This is a genomic window from Tateyamaria omphalii (genome assembly GCF_019802125.1).
Taxonomy (GTDB): domain Bacteria; phylum Pseudomonadota; class Alphaproteobacteria; order Rhodobacterales; family Rhodobacteraceae; genus Tateyamaria; species Tateyamaria omphalii_B.
The window spans coordinates 261,422-284,483 of record NZ_JAHVHT010000001.1 but is presented as its reverse complement, the minus strand read 5'-3'; the positions used below and the strand labels follow the sequence as shown (position 1 = coordinate 284,483).

Here is a 23,062-nt window from a genome sequence, read left to right as displayed (position 1 = left end):
CGGGGCGGCTAGACCCGCCCCGCCACCGGTGCCGTGACCCCTTGCGGCACCTTCTGCCGCTTGGCCTTGGACCGTGCCACCTTGCCCTTGGGCGGGTAGACCAGTTTTGACGCCTCAACCATGAATGCGCCGCCCGCGAACATGCCGGGCATGAGCCGCCCCACTTTTTCGAACATGGCCGCCGATTTCATCCACACCCGCCGCCCTGAGGGCATCTGGTAGAGCGCCCCCACATGCCGTTCAGGCAGGAACTGGTGCTTGCGCAACTGAGTCTCGAGCTGGCCTGCCGAGTAGGGGCGCCCGTAACCAAAGGGCGTGCGATCCCGCCGGGACCAGAGCCCCGCGCGGTTCGGCACGATGAACAGCGCCTTGCCTCCCGGCCCGAGCACGCGCCACGCCTCCTCCAGCAGATCGTAGGCCCGTTCCGACGTTTCGAGCCCGTGCAGCATCACCAGCTTGTCCACGTGGCCTGTTTCAATGGGCCAGAGGGTTTCTTCGGTCAGGACCGACACGTTGTCCATGTCCGCGGGCCACGGCATCACCCCCTGTGGGCCCGGCATCAGGGCGATCACCCTGCGCGCATCGGCCAGATAGGGCCGCAAGAGCGGCGCGGCAAAGCCGAAGCCCGCCACCGTCTGCCCCTTGGCTTCCGGCCACAATTCTACCAGTCGCCGCCTGAGCGACGCCTGCGCAGCCCGCCCCAGCGCACTGCGGTAGTAGAAGTTGCGCAGGTCCTGCACGTCGAGATGCATGATCTTCTCTTGTCCATCCGGCCCTTTGGGACCACCTTGTCCCTAACAGTAAGCACAAAGAGCCGAATTGCCATGCCTCTCGACATTCGCACGATCCCCTGCCTGAGCGACAATTACGCATTTCTGGCCCATGATCCGGCCACGGGTGACACCGCGCTGATCGACGCACCGGAGGCCGCGCCGATCCTGGCGGTGTTGGACGAGACCGGCTGGCGGCTGACGGACGTGCTGCTGACCCACCATCACTATGACCACGTGGACGGGCTGGCTGAGATTCTGGCTGCCTACCCCGCCCGCGTTATCGGCGCTGCAGCCGATGCGGAACGATTGCCTGCGCTGGATGTGAAGGTGGCCGAGGGCGACACGATCACTGTTGGCGAAGAAACAGCGACGATCATCGACGTCTCGGGTCACACGGTCGGGCACATTGCCTTTCATTTCCCGGCGTCCAAGGCCGTGTTCACCGCCGACAGCCTGATGGCCCTGGGCTGTGGCCGGGTGTTCGAGGGGACCAAACCGCAGATGCACGAAAGCCTGCAGAAGCTCGCCAACCTGCCTGCTGACACCGTCGTCTATTCCGGCCACGAATACACCGCCGCCAACGGCAAATTCGCACTGACCATTGATCCCGAAAATCCCGACCTTATATCTCGGGTCCGCGAGGTGGCCGAGAAACGCGCATCGGGCACCCCGACCGTTCCATCGCTTTTGTCCGAAGAATTGGCCACAAACCCGTTTTTGCGCGCCCATGATCCCGCCATTCAGGCCCATTTGGGCATGGAAGGCGCCAACGCCACCGACGTGTTCACGGAAATCCGTACCCGGAAGGACAACTTCTGAGACGGATAGGTCCACCAACACGCCCAAAACGACACCATCGTGACGTCACTCACGGACATTGTGAGGGTCAAGGTCGAAAAAAGCCTTGAAGCCGCGCGATCTTCAACCAAACTTAAACACATGAGGCCATGGTTGGTACGGGGCCTCGATATTCCTTGGCGCCCCCACCCGACCCCGATCGAAAGGAGCACGCTCGTGCCTTCATTCTCGACGACACTCGAAAAAGCCATTCACCAGGCGCTCGCGCTGGCCAACGAACGCCGGCACGAATTTGCAACGCTCGAGCACCTGCTGTTGTCCCTGATCGACGAACCGGACGCGCGCCGCGTGATGCAGGCGTGCTCGGTGAACATTGACGAGCTGCGCGGCACGCTCGAAGAATTCGTGGACGACGATCTGTCGAACCTTGTGACCGACATTGACGGGTCCGAGGCAGTGCCGACTGCCGCGTTCCAGCGCGTGATCCAGCGCGCCGCCATTCACGTGCAGTCGTCCGGGCGCACCGAAGTGACAGGTGCAAATGTGCTGGTCGCCATCTTTGCCGAACGCGAATCCAATGCCGCTTACTTCCTGCAAGAGCAGGACATGACCCGCTACGACGCGGTGAACTTCATCGCCCATGGTGTCGCCAAGGACCCGGCCTTTGGCGAGAGCCGCCCCGTGTCCGGTGCACCCGAGGCTGAGGAAGAGCCGCAGGGCGTGACCGAGGGCGAGAAGAAGGAAAGCGCGCTTGCCAAATACTGCGTGGACCTGAACGAGAAGTCGCGCGAGGGCGATATTGACCCGCTGATCGGCCGCTCGGACGAGGTGGAACGCTGCATTCAGGTGCTGTGCCGCCGCCGCAAGAACAACCCGCTGCTGGTGGGTGATCCCGGTGTGGGCAAAACCGCCATTGCGGAAGGTCTTGCACGGAAGATCGTGGCCGGTGAGACGCCTGAGGTTCTGTCCGGCACCACCATCTACTCGCTTGATATGGGCGCGCTGCTGGCTGGCACGCGGTATCGCGGTGACTTCGAGGAACGTCTGAAGGCCGTCGTGACCGAGCTGGAAGAGCACAAGGATGCCGTCCTGTTCATCGACGAGATCCACACCGTGATCGGTGCTGGTGCGACTTCGGGTGGCGCGATGGATGCGTCCAACCTGCTGAAACCTGCCTTGCAGGGTGGCAAGCTGCGCACCATGGGATCGACCACTTACAAGGAGTTCCGCCAGCATTTCGAGAAGGACCGCGCGCTGTCGCGTCGGTTCCAGAAGATCGACGTGAACGAGCCGTCGGTGGAAGATGCCACGAAGATCCTCAAGGGCCTCAAGCCCTATTTCGAGGATCACCACGGCGTCAAATACACCTCGGACGCGATCAAGACGTCTGTGGAATTGGCCAGCCGGTACATTAACGACCGCAAGCTGCCCGACAGCGCCATCGACGTGATCGACGAGGCGGGAGCGGCCCAACATCTGGTCGCCGCTGCGAAGCGTCGCAAGACCATCGGCACCAAAGAGATCGAGAATGTCGTGGCCAAGATCGCCCGCATTCCGCCCAAAAACGTGTCCAAGGACGATGCCGAGACCCTCAAGGACCTCGAAGTGTCGCTCAAGCGCGTGGTGTTCGGTCAGGATCCGGCGATCGAGGCTCTGTCCTCGGCCATAAAACTGGCGCGTGCCGGTCTGCGCGAGCCCGAAAAGCCCATCGGCAACTACCTGTTTGCTGGGCCGACGGGTGTGGGCAAGACCGAAGTGGCCAAGCAACTGGCAGACACGCTGGGTGTGGAAATGCTGCGCTTCGACATGTCGGAATACATGGAGAAACACGCGGTTTCGCGCCTGATCGGTGCCCCTCCGGGCTATGTGGGCTTTGACCAGGGTGGTCTGCTGACCGACGGCGTCGACCAGCATCCGCACTGCGTGCTGCTGCTCGATGAGATCGAGAAGGCGCACCCGGATGTCTACAACATCCTGCTGCAGGTCATGGATAACGGCCAGCTGACCGACCATAACGGCCGCACCGTGGATTTCCGCAACGTGATCCTGATCATGACGTCGAATGCCGGTGCCTCGGACATGGCGAAGGCCGCAGTCGGCTTTGGCCGCGACCGTCGCGAGGGCGAGGATACGGCCGCCATCGAACGCACGTTCACGCCGGAATTCCGCAACCGTCTGGATGCGGTGATCAGCTTTGCGCCGCTGGGCCGCGACACGATCCTGTCGGTGGTCGAGAAGTTCGTGCTGCAACTGGAAGCTCAGTTGATGGATCGCAATGTGACCATCGAGTTGACGAAACCTGCGGCCGAATGGCTGGCCGAAAAGGGTTACGACGACAAGATGGGCGCGCGTCCGCTGGGCCGCGTGATCCAGGAGCACATCAAGAAGCCGCTGGCCGAAGAGTTGCTCTTTGGCAAGCTGATGAAAGGCGGCGTTGTCCGCGTGGGCGTCAAGAACGGTGAGCTGGACCTGAAACTGTCGGGCCCCGACAACCCGCGCATCTCGGGCGACAAGCCACCGCTTCTGACCGCAGACTGATGCGGGCGGCAGCCTTTGCCGCTTTGACTTTGACCCTCGCCGCACCCGCTGCGGCGAGGGATATTTCATTGGGCATCCCTATCGACTGCGATCTGGGGCGCGACTGCTTCATCCAGCAGTATGTTGACCACGACAAATCTCGCGATGCGATGGACTTTCGTTGTTCGACACTAAGCTACAACACGCACCAGGGCACAGACTTTGCCCTACGCTCCCTTGAGCAGATGCGACGGGGCGTGAACGTGCTTGCTGCTGCGCCCGGTATCGTTGGTGGCACACGCGACGGGATGCAGGACCGGCTTTACCGGACAGGCGACAGCGCGCGGCTGAATGGGCGCGACTGCGGCAACGGTGTTCGCATCGACCATGCCGATGGGTGGAGCACACAGTATTGCCATCTGAAACGTGGCAGTGTGGCTGTGCGACAAGGCGACCAGGTGAGCACCGGAACCGTTCTGGGCCAGGTTGGGCTGTCCGGCCGCACGCAGTTTCCGCATATTCACATGACTCTGCGAAAGGACGGCGACGTGGTGGACCCGTTCGATCCGGATGGTCAGATCCAGTGCGGCGCGCCCAGCACAGAAGACCTTTGGCAGACCCCGCCACCCTACCGCCCGGGCGGCATTTTGGATGTTGGTTTTGCTGACGCAGTGCCCGAATTCGACGAGGTCAAGGCTGGTGATGCAGCCGCAGCACAAATGTCGAGCGATGCGCCGGCCCTTGTTGTGTTCGGCTATGCGTTCGGCGGAAGGATCGGCGACAGAATGCAATTGCGCATCGACGGACCGGCAGGCGTCTTGGTTGAGCAGGCCGTTGAATTGGGCCGCAATCAGGCGCAATTCTTCCGCGCTGTCGGCAAAAAGCGGACGACAGCAAGCTGGCCGTCAGGTCGTTACACCGGCACGGTGATCCTGCTGCGCGACGGGCGCGAGGTTGATCGTGTGCAAGGCACGACGATGGTGCGCTAAATCGTAAGGCGCAGGTGTCCTGCGCCCTATTTCTCGGTGAATTTCAACTCGATCCGGCGGTTCTGGGCGCGTGCATCAGGGGAATTGCCTGCCGCAATGGGCTGATATTGCCCGAACCCGTTGGCCGACAGCCGGTTCGGCGGCAATCCGAGGAAGTTGACCATGTAGCGCACGACCGACAGGGCGCGGGCCTGGCTGAGTTCCCAGTTGTCGGCAAATTCGCCCTGCCCTGACAGCGGCACGTTGTCGGTGTGCCCATCCACCTGCAGCACCCAGTCGATCCCTTGGGGGATGTCGTCGGCCACGCCCTGCAGGATGCCTGCGATCTTGGCGATCTCGCCCTGCCCGGCTGCCGACAGGTCAGCGCCGCCCGGCGGAAACAGCACTTCGGAGGAGAAGACGAAGCGATCGCCGACAATCCGCACGCCTTCCTGCGCACCCAGCACGTCGCGGAGCTGGCCGAAAAACTCGGACCGGTAGCGTTCCAGATCCTGCGCCTGCGCTTCGAGCCGCTTGCGCTCTTCTTCTTCCAACTCGCGTCTGCGGCGTTCTTCGAGTGCGGCGCGGGCCAGTGCCGTGTTCAGGTCGCGCCCCAGCGTGCTGAGTTGCACCTCCTTGGCCGCGTCCCGCGCCACCGCATCGTCGAGCAAGGCCTGCAATTGGCCCAGCTGGGTGCGCAAGCTGGCGACCTGCTGGTTCAGGAGTTCGGTCTGGCGTTGCGCTTCAAGCGTTGCAGCCTCTTCCGTGCTCAGCGCATCGCGGGCGGCGGCGAGGAGCGCGGCCCGCTCTTCCGCGGCAGAGGTTTGCGTTGCCAGTGCATCCTCGGCCTGCGTCTTCTCGGCCAACGCGGCGGCAAGGGCCGCCCGCAGCTCTTGCGTATCGGTGCCAAGCGATTGCAATTCGGTCTCTGCCGCCAGTTTTGCAGCCAGCGCTGCGGCGAGTTGGTCGCGCACGTCCGCGTTGTTGCTGCCCGCAGCCTGTGCATCTGCCTGTGCCGCGTCGCGGGCGGCAATTGCGGCGGCAAGCTGCGTGCGCAGATCGGCAAGATCCGTTTCCTGCGCAGACAATTGCGTTTCGGCTGCCGTGCGTGCCGCCACAGCGGCGGCGAGGCGATCCCGCACCTCCGTCAGATCCATGTTGGACGCTTCAAGCCGCGCCTCGATGGTTGTCATGCGGGCCTGAAGGGCCGCCAGATCTTCGGCACTGGCAGCGCGCGCGCTTTGCGCATCGGCAAGTTGGGTTTCCAGTTGGGCCGCGCGGTTCTGCGCTGCTGTGACCTCGGCCCGCGCCTCGTTCAATTCGGTTTGCAGGGTTGCCGCAGTGGATGTTCTCCCGTCGAGCGCCTGTTCGGCCGCGTTCAGCCGCGCCTCAAGCGTCGCGGCATTGGCGGTGGCCGCATCCAGTTGCGACAGGGCGCGCGCCAGTTGGTCCTGCAGGTCGGCGGCAGCCACTGCCCCGCCTTCGGCATCGAGAAGGGCGGCCGCCAATTGGTTCTCGAGGCTGGCGCGCTCGGACATGAGAGCCGAGTTCTCGGATTTCGCCGCCTCGACCGCCGCAAGGGCGGAGGCCAGTTCGGTCTCCAGCGCGTCCACGCGTGTTTGCGCCGCCTCGGCCGACCCGCTGGACGCCTCAGCGGCAAGGAGTGCCACGGCAAGCCGGTCGGTCAGGTCCTCTTCCGCGGCGCGTGCAGCGGCCAGCAGGGTCAGCGTGTCCTCCGCCTCTTTCCGCTGCGCTTCCAGGGCAAGGGTCATTGCGGTGAGTTCCGCGTCCGCGTTTTCCAACCGTTCGCGCAGCGCTTCTGCGGCGGCTGCTTCGGCCAGACGTGCGGCCTCTTCTTCGGTCAATGCTTCGCGGGCCGCATCCAGATCGGCCTGTAAGGCGGCGGTCTGTTCGGCGCCTTCATTGTTGCGGCTGCGCAGATCGGCGATCAGCGCCTGCAAAGCGTCGGTGCGCGCGGCGGCAAGGCGCGCGGCCTCCTCCTGCGCATCTACCTCCTCACGCGCGGCGGCAAGGGCGAGGTTCAGCGCCTCCTGTTCTGACAAGAGGCGCGTCTGTTCCGCCTCGAGCCCAGCGACAGTGTCGAGGGCCGTATCCCGATCCGCGATCAGAGCCGCAACTTGCGCTTCGAAACTGGTGATCCGGGTCTCTGCATCGGCCAGGGCCGACGCTTGCGCATCTCGTTCGGCGGTCAGCGCTGCGATGGTCGCGGCCTGTTGGTCGACCTGCGCCTGTGTGTCCGTGAGCGTTGTGTTCAACGCTGATAGCCGCGCATCCAACTGGTTCGCGCGTCGTTCTTCCAACCCCAAAGCCTGGGCCAGGGCCGCGACCTCGCCTGCAAGCTGATCCAGCTCGTTTTCCTGACCTGAGATCGTCTCGCGCAGGACGAACTGCACAATCATGAAGATTGTGAGCACGAACATCAGCACGAGCAGCAGACCCGTCATCGCGTCGACAAAGCCCGGCCATATCGAGGCCTGGAACCGTTGCCCTGTGCGACGGGAAAGCGCCATGATCAGCTATCTCCTGCGGATTGATCCTGCCGGTTGCGGCCCCCACCCGCTTTGCGGTTCTGCCCGCGCGGCTGGCTGAGCGCGGTCGCCAGGGCGGAGATGTCGGTGCGCAGCTCGGCCATGGTTTCCTGGCGGCCTGCGCTGATTTCCTCGAGAATACGCAGCATCTGCACGTCGATCGACCGCAGACGCATCCGGCTTTCGGCATCGATCCCGTCGCCCGTGCCTTGCCGTTCGATCACCTCGATCAGCCGGTCCTGCCCTTCAGCCACACGCATCAGGGCGTCGTTGCCACCCCCCTGCGCCTCAAGCCGTGTCGTCATGCGGTCCACCGCGTCGGCCAGATTGCCCAGCTTTTCATCCACCATGGCGCGGCTGATGTCGGACTGCGTGAACATGGTTTGCAGGCTTTCCATCTGCTCCGCCAGATGGTCGATCACCCCGGCCATGGCACTCTGATCGGTGCCGCCCTCGGCGTCAGTCAGGCCAACGCGGGTGATCGAACTCAGCCATTCCTCCAGCTCGCGATAGAACCGATTCTGACCCCGGCCCGCAAACAGTTCTAGAAGGCCAACGATCAACGAACCGGCAAGGCCCAGAAGGGAGGAGGCAAAGGCGACACCCATGCCGCCCAACTGCGCTTCGAGCCCCGTCATCAGCCGGTTGAATACGGCGACACCGCCTTCGCCCTCTTGTGGGGCAAGGCTGCGGATCGTGTCGACCACGGCGGGCACAGTGGTAGCAAGCCCATAGAATGTGCCCAAAAGGCCAAGGAAAATCAGCATGTTGACGATGTAGCGCGTGATGTCGCGCACCTCGTCAATCCGCGTGGCGACGGAGTCCAGAATGGACCGAGTGGACGTGGCAGACAGCTGCATCCGCGCCCCACGCGAGCGCAAGAGAGAGGCGAGAGAGGCCAGAAGCTGTGGCGCCTGCGTCTGGGCATCCGCCCGGTCGCTCGCGAACTCCTCGATCCATTTCACCGATGAAATCAGCGAGAACACCTGCCAGAAACAGGCGATCACGCCGATGACAAAGACGACGAGGATGAACCCGTTCAGATAGGGGTTCGCCTGGAACACGGGCAGCACGCGCGGCAACGCGATGATCGCGCCAAAGAGCGACAGGCCCAGCACAAAGACCATCGCGAAAATCTGTTGAACGGGCTGGGAAAAATGCGGCTGCGCGTCGGGTGTGGTCCGTGCCATGCTGTGGCTCCTGACCCCTGCTCTGTTTTGCTTTCGCAGCAGCCTATCGGCTTTTGTGCAAAAGCGCCAAGGATTTATGCCAGGATTGCTGCAACGCGGCGCGACAGCCAGTCAAGGTCCGGGTCGGCCACGCCCAGTTCGCTCAGATGCTGGGCAGTGTTGTACAGGTATTCGCTGTTGGGACCCCGCCCGCCATGGGCCTGGGCGATGATCTGCGCCTGTTCTTCCAGCGGCAGGCCGCCGCAATATTGCACGTGGTCCGGGTCGATCACATAGGTCACAGCCGTGACCTGCCGACCATCGCTGAGACCCACCTGAAGCATCCGTTCCAGATAGGCCGAAGAGATCAGTTCGCGCTCGCGCAGATAGGCCAGCGTCGCGTCCTCGGTGCCCGGTGCCACGCGCAGGGCCACGCCATCGCAGGCAGCATGAGCAACGGCGTCGAGTGCCAGCACGAGGCCCGGCTCGGCTTCGGACCCGCGGTGATGGATGGAGCGCATGCAAAACGACCGCGCCCAACCCGGCAAAGTGCCGCGCACGGACTCCGCCACGTCAAATCCGGGGTTCCAAAGCAGGCTGCCATAGCCGAACACCCACATGGTCATTGTTTACTGGTCCTCTAGTTGGTGCCTGGGGTAGACCCGATTTGATCGCAAAGGGGAAGGGGCGCGTATGCGCAAGCTGATGTGGATCGTTGCACTGGCCGCGCTGGTCTGGTGCGCATGGTGGTGGGTCGCGTCCTCCGGCCTGCGCGGAGGCGTTACCGCGTGGTTCGATGCCCGCGCCGCCGAAGGCTGGCAAGCCGAGGTGCAGGAGGTGACGGGCGGCGGCTTTCCCCTGAGTTTGCAGGCGGGACTGCGCGACGTGGCACTGGCCGATCCGGACGCGGGCCTTGCGATCCGCACACGCGCCCTGGACATTTCCGCGCCTGCCTATTGGCCCGGCGACGTGGCAGTGGCGCTGGACAGTGAGCCGATCCTGATCGCCTCCCCCTTTGGCCGCTCGATGCTGACCATGGCCGATGGCGTTATGGCCCTGAACCTGCATCCCGGCACGGCGCTTGAGCTTGAGGCGCTGGGGTGGACCGCGGGCGCGTGGCAGGTCGAAGATGCTGAGGGTGTCGTGGCACAGGCCAATGATCTGACGCTGACCATGGTGCAGACGGAGGGTGCATCCTATGCCCTGACAGCGGTGGCAAACGGTTTTGCCCCCGGCAGTGCCGCGCGCCGCAACCTGCGCTTACCCGACAGTTTTCCCGGCGCATTCGACAGCCTGCAGATGCGCGCCGATATCACCTTTGACGAACCCTGGGATCGCCGCGCGCTGGACCAGCGCCGTCCGCAACCGCGCATTATCGATCTGCATCTGGCCGAGGCGATCTGGGGCGATCTGCAATTCAACCTCAGCGCCGATCTGACGGTCGATGCCCAGGGTGTCCCCGCGGGGACAATCGCGATCCAGGCCGAGAACTGGCGCACGATGCTCGACCTGGCCCAGAACGTCGGCGCGCTGCCGATGCAGCTGCGCGGTCAGGTGGAAAGCGTTTTCCGGGCGCTGGCTGGCGCATCAGGCAATGAGGATACGCTGGATGTGGAGCTGACCGTTCGCGATGGCGCTGTCCGGCTGGGCTTCATCCCGCTGGCCCCTGCCCCGCGATTGATCCTGCGCTAAGCGCCTTCATCTTGCCAAATAAACTCCGGGGGTCGCCATTGGTCCGAGAAACAATGGTTATGGCAGAGCCCCAGTCCTGTGCTCACCGACAATACGTCCCGCCGCGATACCGCGCGGTGTCGAAGTGGAAGTGATCACGGTGGAATCGATCCGAGTTCGGACCCAAAACGGTGCCAAACGGACCGCAGGCCGCCTTGTGCATCTGCCGCAAAGCGCGGCGGTGGCGGGAGTTCCAATCGTTGAGGACCGTCAGGCTAGTGCCGTCCTTCAACTGGAAGCCCGAGATGTCGATGGCCCGCCCCTTGCCATGTTCGGAAATCCGCGCACCGGGCTGGTTGTTGCGCGTCCGGCAGGCGTAATGCGCGGCGACGCGGTAGCCCGCCAGCCCGCCGCCCGTTCCGCGCAGGGCAGGCTTGGCCCCCTTCTCGGTCCAGCGCTTCAAGGCCTTCGCCGTGGTGCAATCCATCAGCGCCGACTGGCTGAGCGTGACGCCGGAGACAGAGCGCAGCCGCACGGCCTCCTGAATGCCGCAACCGCTGATGCGGCCGGGGACATAGCCCACCTCGTCCCCCTGCAGATCCGGATCGCCGCAGACCTGACCCCGCCGACGCTCGGCGCGCCGGGCCATGGCGCGTTCGATGACAGCCTTGGGCCGCAGGAATGGGCGCAGGGACAGGCCGGGTTCCGGCAAGGTCGCGACGAATGCCATCGAAGGCGCAGCCGGTATGACAGGCGGCACCTCCACGCTCTGCACATCAGTGCCCGCGCGCGCCACCGGACGCTTGGACGTTTCGGGCGCGGCAGAGGCGACGCCTGCCACCAGCATGAGGCCCAGCGCCAGCGCTCTCATCGTGCCGCCCCCCGGCCAAAGTCAGGCGCATCGGTGTCCTGTCCGGCCTCGATGATGCCGCGGCGGATGGCGCGGGTGCGGGTGAAGTAGTCGAACAGATGGTCACCGTCGCCGGTGCGGATCGCGCGTTGCAGGGCAAAGAGCTCTTCGGTGAAGCGGCCGAGAATTTCGAGCGTCGCGTCCTTGTTCGTCAGGAACACATCGCGCCACATGGTCGGATCGCTGGCGGCAATCCGGGTGAAATCCCGGAACCCGGCAGCGGAGAACTTGATGACCTCGCTGTCCGTCACCCGGCGCAGATCGTCGGCCACGCCCACCATGGTGTAGGCGATCAGGTGCGGGATGTGGCTGACCACGGCGCAGACGCGGTCGTGGTGTTGCACGTCCATCTGGTCCGTCATGGCGCCAAGGGCCGCCCAATACTGCTCCACCTTGTCGACAACGCCAGCATCCGCGCCCTCTGGCGTCACGATGAGCGTCCAGCGATTGTCGTAGAGCTCGGCAAAGCCAGCCTCGGGCCCGCTATGCTCGGTGCCAGCCATCGGGTGGGTGCCGACAAAATGCACGTTGTCCGGCACATGCGGCGTGACCTCATCAAAGACGGCCTGCTTGACCGAACCAACATCGATCACCGTCGCACCGGGTTTGAGCGCGCCCTTGATCTCGGCCATCACCGCGCCCATCGCGCCGACGGGAACCGCCAGCACGACAAGGTCGGCGTCCGCAACCGCCTCTGCCGCGGTGTCCGTGACCACATCGCAAAAACCAAGACGCCGCGTGGTTTCGCGCGTCGCCTCGGACCGTGCGTAGCCGCTGATCGTCGTAGCCGCCCCGGCCCGTTTGGTGGCCCAGGCCATCGACCCGGCAATCAGGCCCAGCCCGATAAAGGCGATCTTGTCGTAGATAAGGCTCACGATGCGTTCCGCCATTCTGTAAGCGCGGCGATCACACGCCCTGTCTGTTCTGCATTGCCGACGGTGATGCGGATGCCTTCGGGAAAGCCGTAGCCTGTGACCCGCCGTACGAGGATGCCGTCCGCGTTCAACGCTGCCTCTGCCGCGTCGGCTTCGGCCACCGAAGTGGCGCGGGCCAGTACGAAATTCGTGTCACTGTCGTCGCAGGCCAGACCCAACTGGCGCAAAGCACCCGTCAGGCGCGCCCGTTGGTCGGCGTTGAGCGTGGCACACTCCTCGACCCAACGGGTGTCCCGCACCGCCGCCTCGGCCGCCGCAAGCGCAACGGTCGACAGGTTGAAGGGCTGACGGATGCGCGTCATCACGTCGATCATGTCCTTCGGCCCATAGCCCCAGCCGACCCGCAAGCCGCCGAGACCGTAGATCTTGGAAAAGGTGCGTGTCATCAGCACATTGGGCCGCGTTTCAGCCAGTGACAGCCCGCCATCGTACCCTTCGGCATATTCGGTGTAGGCCCCGTCGATCACGAGGATCACGTGCTCTGGCAGACCGTCGGCAAGGCGCACGATTTCTTCGTCCGGAAGCCGCGTGCCAGTAGGGTTGCCCGGGTTCGTCAGCAGCACGATACGGGTACGTTCGGTGACAGCGCCGAGGATTGCATCCACGTCGACGACACGTTCAGCCTCCGGCACGCAAACCGGCGTGGCCCCGGCCATGTTGGCGAGGATCGGATACATGGAAAACCCATGGGCGGTGTGGATGATTTCGTCGCCGGGACCGGAGAAGGCTTGCGTCACGAATTGAAGCACCTCGTCGCTGCCCACGCCGCAGATCACGCGGTCTGCGTCCACATTCCAGACCTCGGCAATCGCCGTGCGCAAGGCGGCGTGGTCGGTGGACGGGTAGAGGTGCATACTGCTCGCTGCTTGCGTCAGCGCGTCGATCGCGGCAGGCGGTGGGCCTGCGGGGTTCTCGTTCGAGGACAGTTTCAGCACTTCCCTCACACCGGCCAGATGCGACGCCCCGCCCTGATAGAGCGCGATGTCCATGATGCCGGGTTGCGGTGTGATGCGGGTCATTGATCCTCTCCGTATGTCAGAGAGGTTTTAGGGGCGCAGGGCCGGAGTGGCTAGGGGCAAAAGCGCGCGCGCGTCGCGCCGGTCCAGCGGCGGACCGTGGGCTGGCGCTCTAACGCCGAAACAGCGCGGTTTATGGTGATCGTTTGCCTCAGACGCTGGGGTTGCACACAAACGGCGATGTAGCGGCAGCCCGCCGGGACGGTCCGCCGCTGGACCGGCGCCTTCGGCTTGAGTCCGGTCCGGGTTAGCTGGTCGCATCCGGCGCAGGCTTCCATTTGAAACCCACCCGGATCACCCCGTGGTCGTTCGTGCCGCTCTCCTTGTGGTCGTCAAAATTCAGGTGGTCGTTCTGCACCACCATCTCGTCAAAGGCCCATTTGCGGCGCTTGGAGTTGTCGTAGAATTCCTGGCTGAACATGATGTGGTCGAGGCTCTCGCGCTGCCCCTTGTAGACATGGGTGTAGTAAACATCCCGCACCGAGCGGTATTCCTGTATCGTCTGCGCGGTATAAAGCGCGTTGTCCCCCCCGCCCGTCGACAGCGGCGACAGGTAGGTGGGCTGCTCGGACAGGATGTTGAGCGTATTGCTGTCCTTACCGTCGTTCATGTCGCCGATGACCACGACCGGCGTGTCCGTCTTCTTGATCAGCTTGGTAATGATAACCCGCAGCGCCGCTGCCTCCGCCGTACGGCGCACGGTTGAGATGGCGTAACCGAGCGCCGTGGCGTGGGAGCCGTGGACCTCCTTTTCGTACCAGCTGCGTTCGCGCCAGATCTGCGTCGGGCGGCGGGATTTGAAGTGGCAGACAAAGACATGGATGACGGGTGTGCGGTCGTCGGGCTGGACCTGGAAGTGCAGAATGGGCCGGGAAAAGGTGCTCAAACTCACCTCGAGAAAGTCCTGTTGCGGGTCGTCACCGCCGGTCTTCAGCTCGTATTCTTCGGGGAAATCCACGATCCATTCCGGATCACCCACCAGCATCCCCTTGCGCACGGCCGCGGCACAGACGATCCGGTTGCCGGTATGATCCGGCGGCACCAGCGGATCGAACTCCTCCATCATGCCCGCCTCCTCCAACACCTGATCCAGTGCATCGGCGGCCCACAGTTCCTGCAGGCCCACAACGTCCGCATCCAGCCGTCCCATCACGCTGGCCGTGTAATCGACCTTGCGCTGGTAGATGATCGGGTCCCAGCCGTCGGTGTCGCCGTAAATGGCATCGCCGGGGGTTTGCAGGTTCAGCAGGTTGAAGCTCGCAAATGAAATGTCGCGGGCGCCCATGGCAGTCTCCAATTCTCATCAATCAATGGACTGAGGCTACCACAGGTTGCAGTTTTTGCAGGTGAATTCTTCACGACAATACGGTGGCGCGTGCGGGACGCCAAAGCGGGCCAATCGCGGACACAAGGATCAGGAGGTTGAAAAGCACGTTGGAAGCCTGTCCCGCCAGCACCGATCCGATGCCATCCAGGACGAACCACAGGCACAGACCGGTGACAACGGTGCGTCGCACGCCCTCGGGTGCTGCGTCATAGACCCAGGCCTGCAGGCACCAGATGGTCGCGCCCCATCCCAGCATGAGCCCGCCCATGATCGCGGCAAGGAACCGGCTGGCATCGTCGCCGTACAGCGGCAACCCATCCAGGGGCATCCCAAGCACATCCATGGTGAATTGCAGCGGGGCCGAGGTCGCTGTCATGGTGCCCAGAAGCATCACCGGGGCAAACCCGCCAATGACCAGCGCCGTGATCTTCAGCCAGAACTTTTGAAAATCTTGGGTCATATCTCTCTCCATCCATGTCGCGGATGGGGTAGCCTCGTGCGCTGCGCCCGATCAATTACCTCACAGGTAATGGATTGACCGCCGCGCCGTCGCTAGGCTGCAAGCATGACAGACTTCCCCGGCACCCTGCGGACCTGGCGCAAGGCACGCCGCTTCAGCCAGCTTGATCTGGCGGGCGAAGCGGATGTGTCCGCGCGCCATATCTCGTTTCTTGAAAGTGGGCGCGCCCAGCCCAGCCGCGAGATGATCGGCCGGCTGAGCGATGCGCTGGCCCTGCCGCTGGATGCACGCAACCACATGCTGACCCATGCAGGCTTTGCCGCGCGCTACCCCGCCCGCGCGTGGGATTCGGCCGACATGGCGCCGGTCCGCGCCGCCGTCGGGCACATGCTGCGAGCCCACGCGCCCTACCCTGCGCTGGCGCTGGACAAGGTTTGGACCGTCATCGACCTGAACGCGCCGGCATCACACCTGTTCGGGATGCTGGGTGTCGGACAGGGCGACAGCCTGCTTGACCTGATGACATCCGATCACTTGCCCGAAGTGGTGGAAAACTGGCCCGAGGTAGCGCACCACGCCTGCCAGCGCCTGCGCACCGAAAGTGCGGCTCAGGGCGGTATTGCGGTGCTGGACAAGGTTGCGGACCACCTGGGCCGGGTCCCAGGACGCAAGACGCACACCACTGGTCCGGTCATTCCGACCGTCCTTTTAAGCGGCGATCTGCGCCTGTCGATCTTTGCAACCATCGCGCAGTTCGGCACTCCCGAGGATGTGGCGCTGGACGATCTGAAGGTGGAGCTTTACTTCCCGTCGGACGACGAAACGGACAAGGCCCTGCGCGCATTGGCGGAACACCGCGCGCCTTGAACTGCCCTCAAAGCAGGCAAAAAGCTGCCATATTGCACGTATAGTGACCTCTCCTACGCGAAACAGAGTGTTTCCAGACTGTAGTGAGTAACACATAGGTGGATTCCCGCCGAGCGTGTATTATCAAGTTTCATCCTGCAGAATGCAGTCCTTACTGGGAGTGGCGAAATGCCAAATGGTGGTTCCATTACAGGGTTCCTGTTTCAGGACTTCACCTTCGTGAATGACAATGGCCAGCTGAACCCCGGCCAGAACGGGCCGTTTTCACTGCCCGGCAACGCGCAGGCGACGCTTGCGGGCGGGGCGTCGACCATCGACATCAACGTGCTTGACGACGACATGGAATTCGACGACGGGTTCCAGGACGATCCGAACGGCACCCCGCTGAACCAGATCCTGCGCGATGACATCAACACGACCGACGCGGCGGGCAACCCCGTCCAGATCGCCGCGGGCGCGGTGCTGGAGGTCGAGTTCACGCTGACGGCCACACCTGTGGGCGGTGGCGCTCCCATTGATCTGCTGTTCGTGGCTGCGGGTCCGGGCGAGAACCAGGGCGATCTGACGCTTGTCGTGTCGACCGCACCGCTGGTGCCGGGCACGACTTACGATATCTCGTTCAAGAACGACGGCGGCGGCACACCTTATGGCGAGATCGTCTGTTTCGCACGCGGGACACTGATCCGCACGCCTGCAGGAGATGTCCCGGTCGAGACCTTGGGCGTCGGAGACCGCATTCTGACCCTCGATGAAGGCGCCCAGCGCATCACCTGGGCCGCGCAACGGATGATCCTGTTTCCCCAGGGCGACGATTTGCCGGTGTGGGTCGCGCCGCACACATTCGGCACGGACAAACCCTATGCTCCGACCGGTCTGTCACCGCGCCATTGCGTGCTGCAACGCAACGCAGCATTTCGGATGATGTTCGACAGTGCCGAGGTTTTGGTCGCGGCCCGCGATTGTGTGGATGGCGACGGGATCACACAAGGGCTCGAGGGAAAGGCCATCGAGTATTTTCATTTCATGGTCGACGGACACGCGCTGGTCTGGGCCAACGGAATGTTGACCGAAACGTTCTATCCCGGTCCCGTGGCGCGACAGAGCCTGGACCCGATTGCACATGCGCGCCTCGTGGCGCTGTACCCCAGCCTTTCCGACCCGGCAGCCCCTGCACCGTTCCCACGGGCACGGCAGCGCGTGCGCGGCTATGAGTTGCGGGCAACCACGGCCGCGCAGGGCGAGACGTCTCTGACCGCTCGGTAATCAGACCGTGTGCGACGGCAGTTGAGGCGCGCGGGCCACCCGCGCCAACGCATCACGTGCGATCAGGATATGGAACGGCATGATGGTCGCGAGGTAGAGACGGCCACCCAAGTTGTGCGGATGCACCCACGTGGCAAGCGACACGGTCCCGTTCTCTGACCGCACGGACACCCGAAAATCGAGGTGCTTGTCATCAAAGCCCGCGATCAATTCGGTGCCCGTTTCGCTTTCGACGGGGAACGGTCCCAGCTTGTCCGCGGCCTCCGGCCCGTCCTGCGACAGCCCGAACGGGGTCGTTATCAACCCGCGAAGCTTGACCAGCACCTGCGCCCAGCCGGGAAAGGCCGTGATGATCTCGGCCGCGCTTCTGGGGCTGGCGGGGCTGGCAACACTGTAGCAATCCAGAAAATCTCCACGCCCCATCCGGCCATGCAAGGCGCTGTCGGATGAAAGGCGGGTGGCGGTGACACGCGGTGCAGACATGGGCGACGCTCGTTGGACTCTGTGGCGTCAGCCTAGTGAAGGATACCGGGTCTGCCCCTGTGACATGAAATCACAAGTCAAAGCCAAACTCTGCTACACTTGGCCAAAGCCACCTGTGCAGGAGCCGCGACATGGCAGACGACAATTCCCCCGCATCGCAGACCGCGTGGCCTCTGCCCGCATTCGAGTTCCGCGTGACGGTCGCCGGCGAAGAGGTTGCGTTCCGGGAGGTCAGCGGCCTCGAAGCCGAAACGGAGGTCATCGAATATCGCGCCGGCAATTCCAAAGTGTTCTCGACCATCAAGATGCCCGGCATGATCAAATCCGGAGATGTCACGCTGAGACATGGGACGTTCGCCAGGCAAGGGGCATTCTGGGACTGGTTCAGCGGCATCAAGATGAACACGATGAAACGCGAAGATGTCACGATCGCTCTGGTGGACGCGGGCGGAGAGGAGACGATGCGATGGACACTCAAGAATGCTTTTCCGACCAAGGTCACAGGGACCGACCTGAAAGCCGAAGGCAACGAGATCGCTGTCGAGATTGTCGAGCTGGCCCATAAAGGGATCACCAACGAAAACGCATAGAAAAAGGCCGCCCCGGATCGGAGCGGCCCTGTAACGTCTGGTGCGCGGGCCCGAAGGCCCCCGGCTTTAGTTCTTGGCGTAGAATTCGACCACGAGGTTCGGTTCCATCATCACCGGATATGGCACATCGCCCAGCGTGGGGGTGCGGGTGAAGGTGGCGGTCATTTTCGAGTGGTCCGCGTCGATGTAATCCGGCACGTCACGCTCGGGCAGTTGGGTCGCTTCCAGCAGGACAGCCAGTTGCTTCGAACGGTCGCGGACCTCGATCACGTCGCCTTCCTTCACACGGTAGGAGGGGATGTTGACCTTTTTGCCGTTCACCTTGACGTGGCCGTGGTTCACGAACTGACGAGCGGCAAAGACGGTCGGCACGAATTTCGCGCGGTAGACGACGGCGTCGAGGCGGCGCTCCAGCAGACCGATCAGGTTTTCACCGGTGTCGCCCTTGACCCGCTCTGCTTCGGCATAGATGCGGCGGAACTGCTTCTCGGTCAGGTCGCCGTAGTAGCCCTTGAGCTTCTGCTTGGCGCGCAGCTGGATACCGAAGTCGGACAGCTTGCCCTTGCGGCGCTGACCGTGCTGGCCGGGGCCATATTCACGACGGTTGACGGGGGATTTGGGGCGACCCCAAATGTTTTCGCCCATGCGGCGATCAATCTTATACTTGGCAGACGTGCGTTTTGTCACGGCTGATCTCCTTCGTTCAGGTTTTCGAAGGGCGTTGTCCTCTCCCCGGATTTGCCAAAAACAAGTCGCGGGACGACAGGGATCCGCTTGCGCGGGCCACCAACACCAATGAGAACGCGCTTATACGCCGGGAATCGCCAGAGTCAACGACCCATCGCCGCACATTCGGCATGGCGGAAACAGGGCGTGATATGATCGTTGACCAGTCCCGTCGCCTCCATGAACGCATAGACAATCGTCGGACCCACGAACTTGAATCCCTGCGCCCGCAGGTCCTTCGACACCTGTTCGCTCAGTTCGGTCTTGGGCGGCACCTGATCTCGGCTCGAAAAATTGGTCTGAAGTGGAACGCCATCCACATAGTTCCATAAGAATTTATCGAACCCCACGGCCTCGTTAACCTCGAGATAGGCGCGGGCATTGGTGATCGTCGCCTCGATCTTGCCCCGGTGGCGGATGATGCCTGGGTCGGTCAACAGGCGCTGCACCTCTGGCTCGCCCCATGTGGCAACAACTGCAGGGTCAAAATCGGCAAAGGCCGCGCGGAACGCCTCGCGCTTCCGCAGGATCGTGATCCAGCTCAAACCCGCTTGAAACCCGTCCAATATGAGCTTTTCCCACAAGCTGCGCGGATCGTATTCCGGCACACCCCATTCGGTGTCGTGATACGCGACATAATCCGGGGCATCCCCCTCCCATCCACACCTGTGAACCATGCGAAATCCTCTGCTTTGGTTAACGGATAAAATTAGAACAAAATGCAAACATTAAGACTGCTTTTACGGCTTTAACGCAAAGGTGACCATAGATTTCGAACACGAGGGTCGCTGCCAGCCCATGAAGAATAAACGGTTCCAAAACGTACCCGCGGGTGCGGAAAATCCATTGAACGCCGCCGTATCCGCCCGCGACCGCAGCACGCTGTCCATGGTGGAACAGGCGGTGAAACATCAGCAGACACTGCTTGCCTTTCAGCCGGTCGTCATCGCCAACAACCCTGGTCGTGTCGGCTTTTACGAGGGGCTGATCCGGGTCATGGACGACACCGGGCGCATCATCCCGGCCAAGGATTTCATGCCCGTCGTCGAACGCGCCGAGTTGGGGCGCGAGATTGACGTGGTCGCCCTGAACATGGGGCTGCGCACGCTGCATGAACATCCCAACATTCGCCTGTCTATAAACATGTCGGCGCGCTCCATCGGATACCAGCGCTGGATGCAGACCATGAACCGCTGGCTGAAGAAGGATGCGAGCATTGGCGAGCGCCTGATCCTCGAGATCACCGAAGGCTCGGCAATGGACCAGCCGGAGCTGGTTGTCGACTTCATGGATCGGCTCAGCAATCGGGGCATCTGCTTTGCACTGGATGACTTTGGTGCGGGCTACACCGCGCTGCGCTATTTCAAGGACTTCTTCTTTGACGTGCTTAAGATCGACATGGAGTTCTGCCATGGCATCGCGAACGATCCGGACACGCAAGCGCTAACCAGCGCCATCATCCAGATCGGGCACCATTTCGACATGCTGGTCGTGGCCGAGGGTGTCGAACGGCAAGAAGATGTCGAGGTGCTCACGCAGATGGGGGCCGACTGTCTGCAAGGTTTCTACTTTCAGGCACCGCAGGTACGGCCCAACTGGCTGACGGGCAAACGCCCCGCCGCAAAACGCGCTGGCCAGCGCGCCTGAGACATAACGTCAGTTGCCGCAAGGCAGCGAATCCGGTACGTGCACACGCGACGCGGGACCATTCTGAGGCCCGCACCGGCGTGAAGCGCCATAAGACGTGCGAAGTCTCGGAGTGGTCCTCAAGGTAACTGACAGAGGACCCGACCCCCATGACCAACATCGTCATCGCTTCGGCCGCCCGGACTGCCGTCGGCAGCTTTGGTGGCTCTTTCGCCAACACCCCCGCCCATGACCTTGGCGCAACCGTTCTCGAAGCGGTGGTGGAGCGCGCAGGGGTCGACAAATCCGACGTGTCCGAAACCATTCTCGGCCAGGTGCTGACTGCGGCCCAGGGCCAGAACCCGGCCCGCCAGGCGCACATCAACGCCGGTCTGCCGAAAGAAAGCGCTGCCTGGTCCATCAACCAGGTCTGCGGTTCGGGCCTGCGCGCCGTGGCCCTGGGTGCCCAGCACATCGCCCTGGGTGACGCCGACATCGTCGCCGCTGGTGGCCAGGAAAACATGACGCTTTCGCCTCACGCCGCCGCCCTGCGCGCCGGCCACAAAATGGGCGACATGAAATACATCGACACGATGATCCGCGACGGCCTGTGGGACGCCTTCAACGGCTACCACATGGGCCAGACGGCAGAGAATGTTGCCGACCAGTGGCAGATCACCCGCGACATGCAGGACGAGTTCGCCGTCGCTTCGCAGAACAAGGCTGAAGCCGCGCAAAAAGCCGGCAAGTTCGCCGACGAAATCACCTCCTTCACCGTGAAAACCCGCAAGGGCGACATCGTGGTCGACAGCGATGAATACATCCGCCACGGCGCCAACATGGAAGCCATGCAGAAACTGCGCCCCGCCTTCACCAAGGACGGCTCGGTCACTGCTGCCAACGCATCCGGCCTGAACGATGGTGCCGCCGCCGCCCTGCTGATGAGCGCCGAGAATGCTGAAAAGCGCGGGATCGAACCGCTCGCGCGCATCGCCAGCTACGCGACCGTCGGCCTCGACCCGTCGATAATGGGCGTTGGCCCGATCTACGCCAGCCGCAAGGCACTGGAAAAGGCCGGGTGGAAGCCCGAGGACCTCGACCTGGTTGAAGCCAACGAAGCCTTCGCTGCCCAGGCCTGTGCCGTGAACAAGGACATGGGCTGGGATCCGTCGATCGTGAACGTGAATGGCGGCGCCATCGCCATCGGCCACCCCATCGGCGCATCGGGCGCACGCATCCTCAACACCCTGCTCTTCGAAATGAAGCGCCGCGATGCGAAAAAAGGCCTCGCCACGCTGTGCATTGGTGGCGGCATGGGCGTTGCCATGTGCCTCGAACGCGACTGATCCATCCGCTTCGGCTGACGCAAATCAAGGCGGCGCATCCCCGCGCCGCCTATTCTTTTTCAACCAGACCAAACACAACACCAAAGTAGGCGCGTAATAATGTTGCGCTCCGACCGCATTTGAGCGAAACAATGCGAAACTTACCCCAGAAGGAGTCTCCCCCATGTCCCGTGTAGCCCTCGTCACCGGCGGTAGCCGCGGTATCGGCGAAGCCATTTCCAAAGCCCTGAAAGACGCAGGCTATACCGTCGCCGCCACATACGCGGGCAATGACGAAGCCGCCGCAAAGTTTACCGACGAAACCGGCATCAAAACCTACAAGTGGAACGTCGCCGACTACGACGAATCGAAAGCGGGCCTCGCCCAGGTCGAGGCAGATCTCGGCCCTATCGACATCGTCGTCGCAAACGCAGGTATCACCCGCGACGCGCCCTTCCACAAGATGACGCCAGACCAATGGCACCAGGTCATCGACACGAACCTGACCGGCGTGTTCAACACCGTCCACCCGATCTGGCCCGGCATGCGCGAGCGCAAATTTGGCCGTGTGATTGTGATCTCGTCCATCAACGGCCAGAAGGGCCAGTTTGCCCAGGTGAACTACGCCGCGACCAAGGCCGGTGACCTCGGCATCGTCAAATCACTGGCTCAGGAAGGCGCGCGCGCAGGCATCACCGCAAATGCGATCTGCCCAGGCTATATCGCCACCGAAATGGTCATGGCCGTGCCTGAAAAAGTGCGCGAATCGATCATCGGACAAATCCCCGCAGGCCGTCTGGGTGAGCCGGAAGAGATCGCGCGCTGCGTGGTTTTCCTGGCCTCCGACGATTCGGGCTTTATCAATGGCTCGACCATCTCGGCCAACGGCGCGCAGTTCTTCGTGTGACACAACGGTGTACGGTCTGTGCACGCGTGGTGCACGGGCGGTGCACACGCAATTCTACGAAAAAGGGCCGGTGCGTTGCTGCACCGGCCCTTCCTTTATCCCGTAAGATGGCGCGCGCCCATCAGCGGGAAGTCTTGCTCCCGAATAGCCAGGTCCACGCGCCAGCGAGCGCGGCTCCACGC

At 63.1% G+C, this 23,062-nt stretch carries 22 protein-coding genes; 10 read left to right on the top strand and 12 right to left on the bottom strand.

Annotated elements, in window-relative coordinates; translation table 11 throughout:
- Window positions 1-8: 8 nt before the first annotated feature.
- Window positions 9-752: a class I SAM-dependent methyltransferase gene (locus KUV51_RS01430; protein WP_222519840.1), complete on the bottom strand. Its 744-nt coding sequence runs from the start codon at window positions 750-752 to the stop codon at window positions 9-11.
- 72 nt (window positions 753-824) lie between these two features.
- On the opposite strand from KUV51_RS01430, the gene gloB reads away from it, so the two are divergent.
- From gloB to KUV51_RS01415, 3 genes are all read left to right on the top strand, one after another.
- Window positions 825-1,592: a hydroxyacylglutathione hydrolase gene (gene gloB / locus KUV51_RS01425; RefSeq protein ID WP_222519839.1), complete on the top strand. Its 768-nt coding sequence runs from the start codon at window positions 825-827 to the stop codon at window positions 1,590-1,592.
- A 195-nt stretch (window positions 1,593-1,787) separates the two neighbouring features.
- The gene (clpA, locus tag KUV51_RS01420; protein WP_222519838.1) at window positions 1,788-4,109 is read left to right on the top strand and encodes an ATP-dependent Clp protease ATP-binding subunit ClpA; all 2,322 of its coding nucleotides are present in this window, start codon (window positions 1,788-1,790) and stop codon (window positions 4,107-4,109) included.
- Window positions 4,109-5,077 (top strand): M23 family metallopeptidase, encoded by a 969-nt coding sequence (locus KUV51_RS01415; RefSeq protein ID WP_222519837.1) that lies wholly within the window; start codon window positions 4,109-4,111, stop codon window positions 5,075-5,077. Before clpA ends, KUV51_RS01415 begins: the two co-directional genes overlap by 1 nt.
- Before the next feature lie 26 nt (window positions 5,078-5,103).
- On the opposite strand, the gene KUV51_RS01410 is transcribed toward KUV51_RS01415, so the two are convergent.
- From KUV51_RS01410 to KUV51_RS01400, 3 genes are all read right to left on the bottom strand, one after another.
- Entirely contained in the window at window positions 5,104-7,587 is a 2,484-nt protein-coding gene (locus KUV51_RS01410) for a peptidoglycan -binding protein (RefSeq protein WP_222519836.1), read from the bottom strand.
- 2 nt (window positions 7,588-7,589) lie between these two features.
- Window positions 7,590-8,795 carry a biopolymer transporter ExbB gene (locus tag KUV51_RS01405; RefSeq protein ID WP_222519835.1) on the bottom strand — a complete coding sequence of 402 codons (1,206 nt, stop codon included), beginning with the start codon at window positions 8,793-8,795 and terminating at the stop codon, window positions 7,590-7,592.
- 74 nt (window positions 8,796-8,869) lie between these two features.
- The gene (locus KUV51_RS01400; protein WP_222519834.1) at window positions 8,870-9,400 is read right to left on the bottom strand and encodes a gamma-glutamylcyclotransferase; all 531 of its coding nucleotides are present in this window, start codon (window positions 9,398-9,400) and stop codon (window positions 8,870-8,872) included.
- A 67-nt stretch (window positions 9,401-9,467) separates the two neighbouring features.
- On the opposite strand from KUV51_RS01400, the gene KUV51_RS01395 reads away from it, so the two are divergent.
- On the top strand, window positions 9,468-10,466 hold the full coding sequence (locus KUV51_RS01395; RefSeq protein ID WP_222519833.1) for a DUF2125 domain-containing protein: 999 nt from the start codon (window positions 9,468-9,470) through the stop codon (window positions 10,464-10,466).
- Between the two features lie 82 nt (window positions 10,467-10,548).
- Here KUV51_RS01395 and KUV51_RS01390 read toward each other — a convergent pair whose 3' ends face one another.
- The 5 genes from KUV51_RS01390 to KUV51_RS01370 form a co-directional block, all read right to left on the bottom strand.
- The gene (locus KUV51_RS01390; protein ID WP_222519832.1) at window positions 10,549-11,316 is read right to left on the bottom strand and encodes an extensin family protein; all 768 of its coding nucleotides are present in this window, start codon (window positions 11,314-11,316) and stop codon (window positions 10,549-10,551) included.
- Window positions 11,313-12,245, bottom strand: coding sequence for a prephenate/arogenate dehydrogenase family protein (locus KUV51_RS01385; protein ID WP_261385596.1), 933 nt, complete (start codon window positions 12,243-12,245; stop codon window positions 11,313-11,315). Before KUV51_RS01385 ends, KUV51_RS01390 begins: the two co-directional genes overlap by 4 nt.
- Window positions 12,227-13,309, bottom strand: coding sequence for a histidinol-phosphate transaminase (gene hisC / locus KUV51_RS01380; protein ID WP_222519831.1), 1,083 nt, complete (start codon window positions 13,307-13,309; stop codon window positions 12,227-12,229). Before hisC ends, KUV51_RS01385 begins: the two co-directional genes overlap by 19 nt.
- Window positions 13,310-13,553: 244 nt before the next feature.
- On the bottom strand, window positions 13,554-14,591 hold the full coding sequence (locus KUV51_RS01375; RefSeq protein WP_222519830.1) for an endonuclease/exonuclease/phosphatase family protein: 1,038 nt from the start codon (window positions 14,589-14,591) through the stop codon (window positions 13,554-13,556).
- Window positions 14,592-14,661: 70 nt separating this feature from the next.
- On the bottom strand, window positions 14,662-15,093 hold the full coding sequence (locus KUV51_RS01370) for a hypothetical protein (RefSeq protein WP_222519829.1): 432 nt from the start codon (window positions 15,091-15,093) through the stop codon (window positions 14,662-14,664).
- 105 nt (window positions 15,094-15,198) lie between these two features.
- Here KUV51_RS01370 and KUV51_RS01365 point away from each other — a divergent pair, with 105 nt between their 5' ends.
- Window positions 15,199-15,960 (top strand): helix-turn-helix domain-containing protein, encoded by a 762-nt coding sequence (locus KUV51_RS01365; protein ID WP_222519828.1) that lies wholly within the window; start codon window positions 15,199-15,201, stop codon window positions 15,958-15,960.
- 168 nt (window positions 15,961-16,128) lie between these two features.
- Window positions 16,129-17,223: a Hint domain-containing protein gene (locus tag KUV51_RS01360; RefSeq protein ID WP_222519827.1), complete on the top strand. Its 1,095-nt coding sequence runs from the start codon at window positions 16,129-16,131 to the stop codon at window positions 17,221-17,223.
- Here KUV51_RS01360 and KUV51_RS01355 read toward each other — a convergent pair whose 3' ends face one another.
- Window positions 17,224-17,706 carry a DUF2867 domain-containing protein gene (locus KUV51_RS01355; RefSeq protein ID WP_222519826.1) on the bottom strand — a complete coding sequence of 161 codons (483 nt, stop codon included), beginning with the start codon at window positions 17,704-17,706 and terminating at the stop codon, window positions 17,224-17,226.
- 131 nt (window positions 17,707-17,837) lie between these two features.
- On the opposite strand from KUV51_RS01355, the gene KUV51_RS01350 reads away from it, so the two are divergent.
- On the top strand, window positions 17,838-18,296 hold the full coding sequence (locus KUV51_RS01350) for a phage tail protein (protein WP_222519825.1): 459 nt from the start codon (window positions 17,838-17,840) through the stop codon (window positions 18,294-18,296).
- Between the two features lie 66 nt (window positions 18,297-18,362).
- Here the strand turns inward: KUV51_RS01350 and rpsD are convergent, their stop codons facing one another.
- A complete protein-coding gene (gene rpsD / locus KUV51_RS01345) occupies window positions 18,363-18,983 on the bottom strand; it encodes a 30S ribosomal protein S4 (protein WP_039684158.1) in 621 nt (206 codons plus the stop codon).
- 143 nt (window positions 18,984-19,126) lie between these two features.
- Window positions 19,127-19,699, bottom strand: coding sequence for a DNA-3-methyladenine glycosylase I (locus KUV51_RS01340; protein WP_222519824.1), 573 nt, complete (start codon window positions 19,697-19,699; stop codon window positions 19,127-19,129).
- 121 nt (window positions 19,700-19,820) lie between these two features.
- Between KUV51_RS01340 and KUV51_RS01335 the strand changes: the two genes are divergently transcribed.
- The 3 genes from KUV51_RS01335 to phbB all read left to right on the top strand — a co-directional run bounded on the left by KUV51_RS01335 (window position 19,821) and on the right by phbB (window position 22,880).
- Entirely contained in the window at window positions 19,821-20,669 is an 849-nt protein-coding gene (locus KUV51_RS01335) for an EAL domain-containing protein (RefSeq protein WP_222519823.1), read from the top strand.
- A gap of 149 nt (window positions 20,670-20,818) precedes the next feature.
- Window positions 20,819-21,994 (top strand): acetyl-CoA C-acetyltransferase, encoded by a 1,176-nt coding sequence (locus KUV51_RS01330; protein WP_222519822.1) that lies wholly within the window; start codon window positions 20,819-20,821, stop codon window positions 21,992-21,994.
- A gap of 163 nt (window positions 21,995-22,157) precedes the next feature.
- Window positions 22,158-22,880 carry an acetoacetyl-CoA reductase gene (gene phbB / locus KUV51_RS01325; RefSeq protein WP_222519821.1) on the top strand — a complete coding sequence of 241 codons (723 nt, stop codon included), beginning with the start codon at window positions 22,158-22,160 and terminating at the stop codon, window positions 22,878-22,880.
- Window positions 22,881-23,062 lie beyond the last annotated feature (182 nt).

Bases quoted from the DNA above. Each gene is read 5' to 3' on its own strand.
- KUV51_RS01410 (WP_222519836.1), bottom strand. From the start codon at position 7,587: ATGGCGCTTTCCCGTCGCACAGGGCAACGGTTCCAGGCCTCGATATGG.
- KUV51_RS01390 (WP_222519832.1), bottom strand. From the start codon at position 11,316: ATGAGAGCGCTGGCGCTGGGCCTCATGCTGGTGGCAGGCGTCGCCTCT.
- KUV51_RS01365 (WP_222519828.1), top strand. From the start codon at position 15,199: ATGACAGACTTCCCCGGCACCCTGCGGACCTGGCGCAAGGCACGCCGC.
- KUV51_RS01385 (WP_261385596.1), bottom strand. From the start codon at position 12,245: ATGGCGGAACGCATCGTGAGCCTTATCTACGACAAGATCGCCTTTATC.
- KUV51_RS01360 (WP_222519827.1), top strand. From the start codon at position 16,129: ATGCCAAATGGTGGTTCCATTACAGGGTTCCTGTTTCAGGACTTCACC.
- KUV51_RS01350 (WP_222519825.1), top strand. From the start codon at position 17,838: ATGGCAGACGACAATTCCCCCGCATCGCAGACCGCGTGGCCTCTGCCC.
- KUV51_RS01375 (WP_222519830.1), bottom strand. From the start codon at position 14,591: ATGGGCGCCCGCGACATTTCATTTGCGAGCTTCAACCTGCTGAACCTG.
- KUV51_RS01335 (WP_222519823.1), top strand. From the start codon at position 19,821: ATGAAGAATAAACGGTTCCAAAACGTACCCGCGGGTGCGGAAAATCCA.
- KUV51_RS01370 (WP_222519829.1), bottom strand. From the start codon at position 15,093: ATGACCCAAGATTTTCAAAAGTTCTGGCTGAAGATCACGGCGCTGGTC.
- KUV51_RS01340 (WP_222519824.1), bottom strand. From the start codon at position 19,699: ATGGTTCACAGGTGTGGATGGGAGGGGGATGCCCCGGATTATGTCGCG.
- gloB (WP_222519839.1), top strand. From the start codon at position 825: ATGCCTCTCGACATTCGCACGATCCCCTGCCTGAGCGACAATTACGCA.
- hisC (WP_222519831.1), bottom strand. From the start codon at position 13,309: ATGACCCGCATCACACCGCAACCCGGCATCATGGACATCGCGCTCTAT.
- KUV51_RS01330 (WP_222519822.1), top strand. From the start codon at position 20,819: ATGACCAACATCGTCATCGCTTCGGCCGCCCGGACTGCCGTCGGCAGC.
- KUV51_RS01395 (WP_222519833.1), top strand. From the start codon at position 9,468: ATGCGCAAGCTGATGTGGATCGTTGCACTGGCCGCGCTGGTCTGGTGC.
- KUV51_RS01430 (WP_222519840.1), bottom strand. From the start codon at position 752: ATGCATCTCGACGTGCAGGACCTGCGCAACTTCTACTACCGCAGTGCG.
- KUV51_RS01415 (WP_222519837.1), top strand. From the start codon at position 4,109: ATGCGGGCGGCAGCCTTTGCCGCTTTGACTTTGACCCTCGCCGCACCC.
- KUV51_RS01405 (WP_222519835.1), bottom strand. From the start codon at position 8,795: ATGGCACGGACCACACCCGACGCGCAGCCGCATTTTTCCCAGCCCGTT.
- KUV51_RS01400 (WP_222519834.1), bottom strand. From the start codon at position 9,400: ATGACCATGTGGGTGTTCGGCTATGGCAGCCTGCTTTGGAACCCCGGA.
- KUV51_RS01355 (WP_222519826.1), bottom strand. From the start codon at position 17,706: ATGTCTGCACCGCGTGTCACCGCCACCCGCCTTTCATCCGACAGCGCC.
- phbB (WP_222519821.1), top strand. From the start codon at position 22,158: ATGTCCCGTGTAGCCCTCGTCACCGGCGGTAGCCGCGGTATCGGCGAA.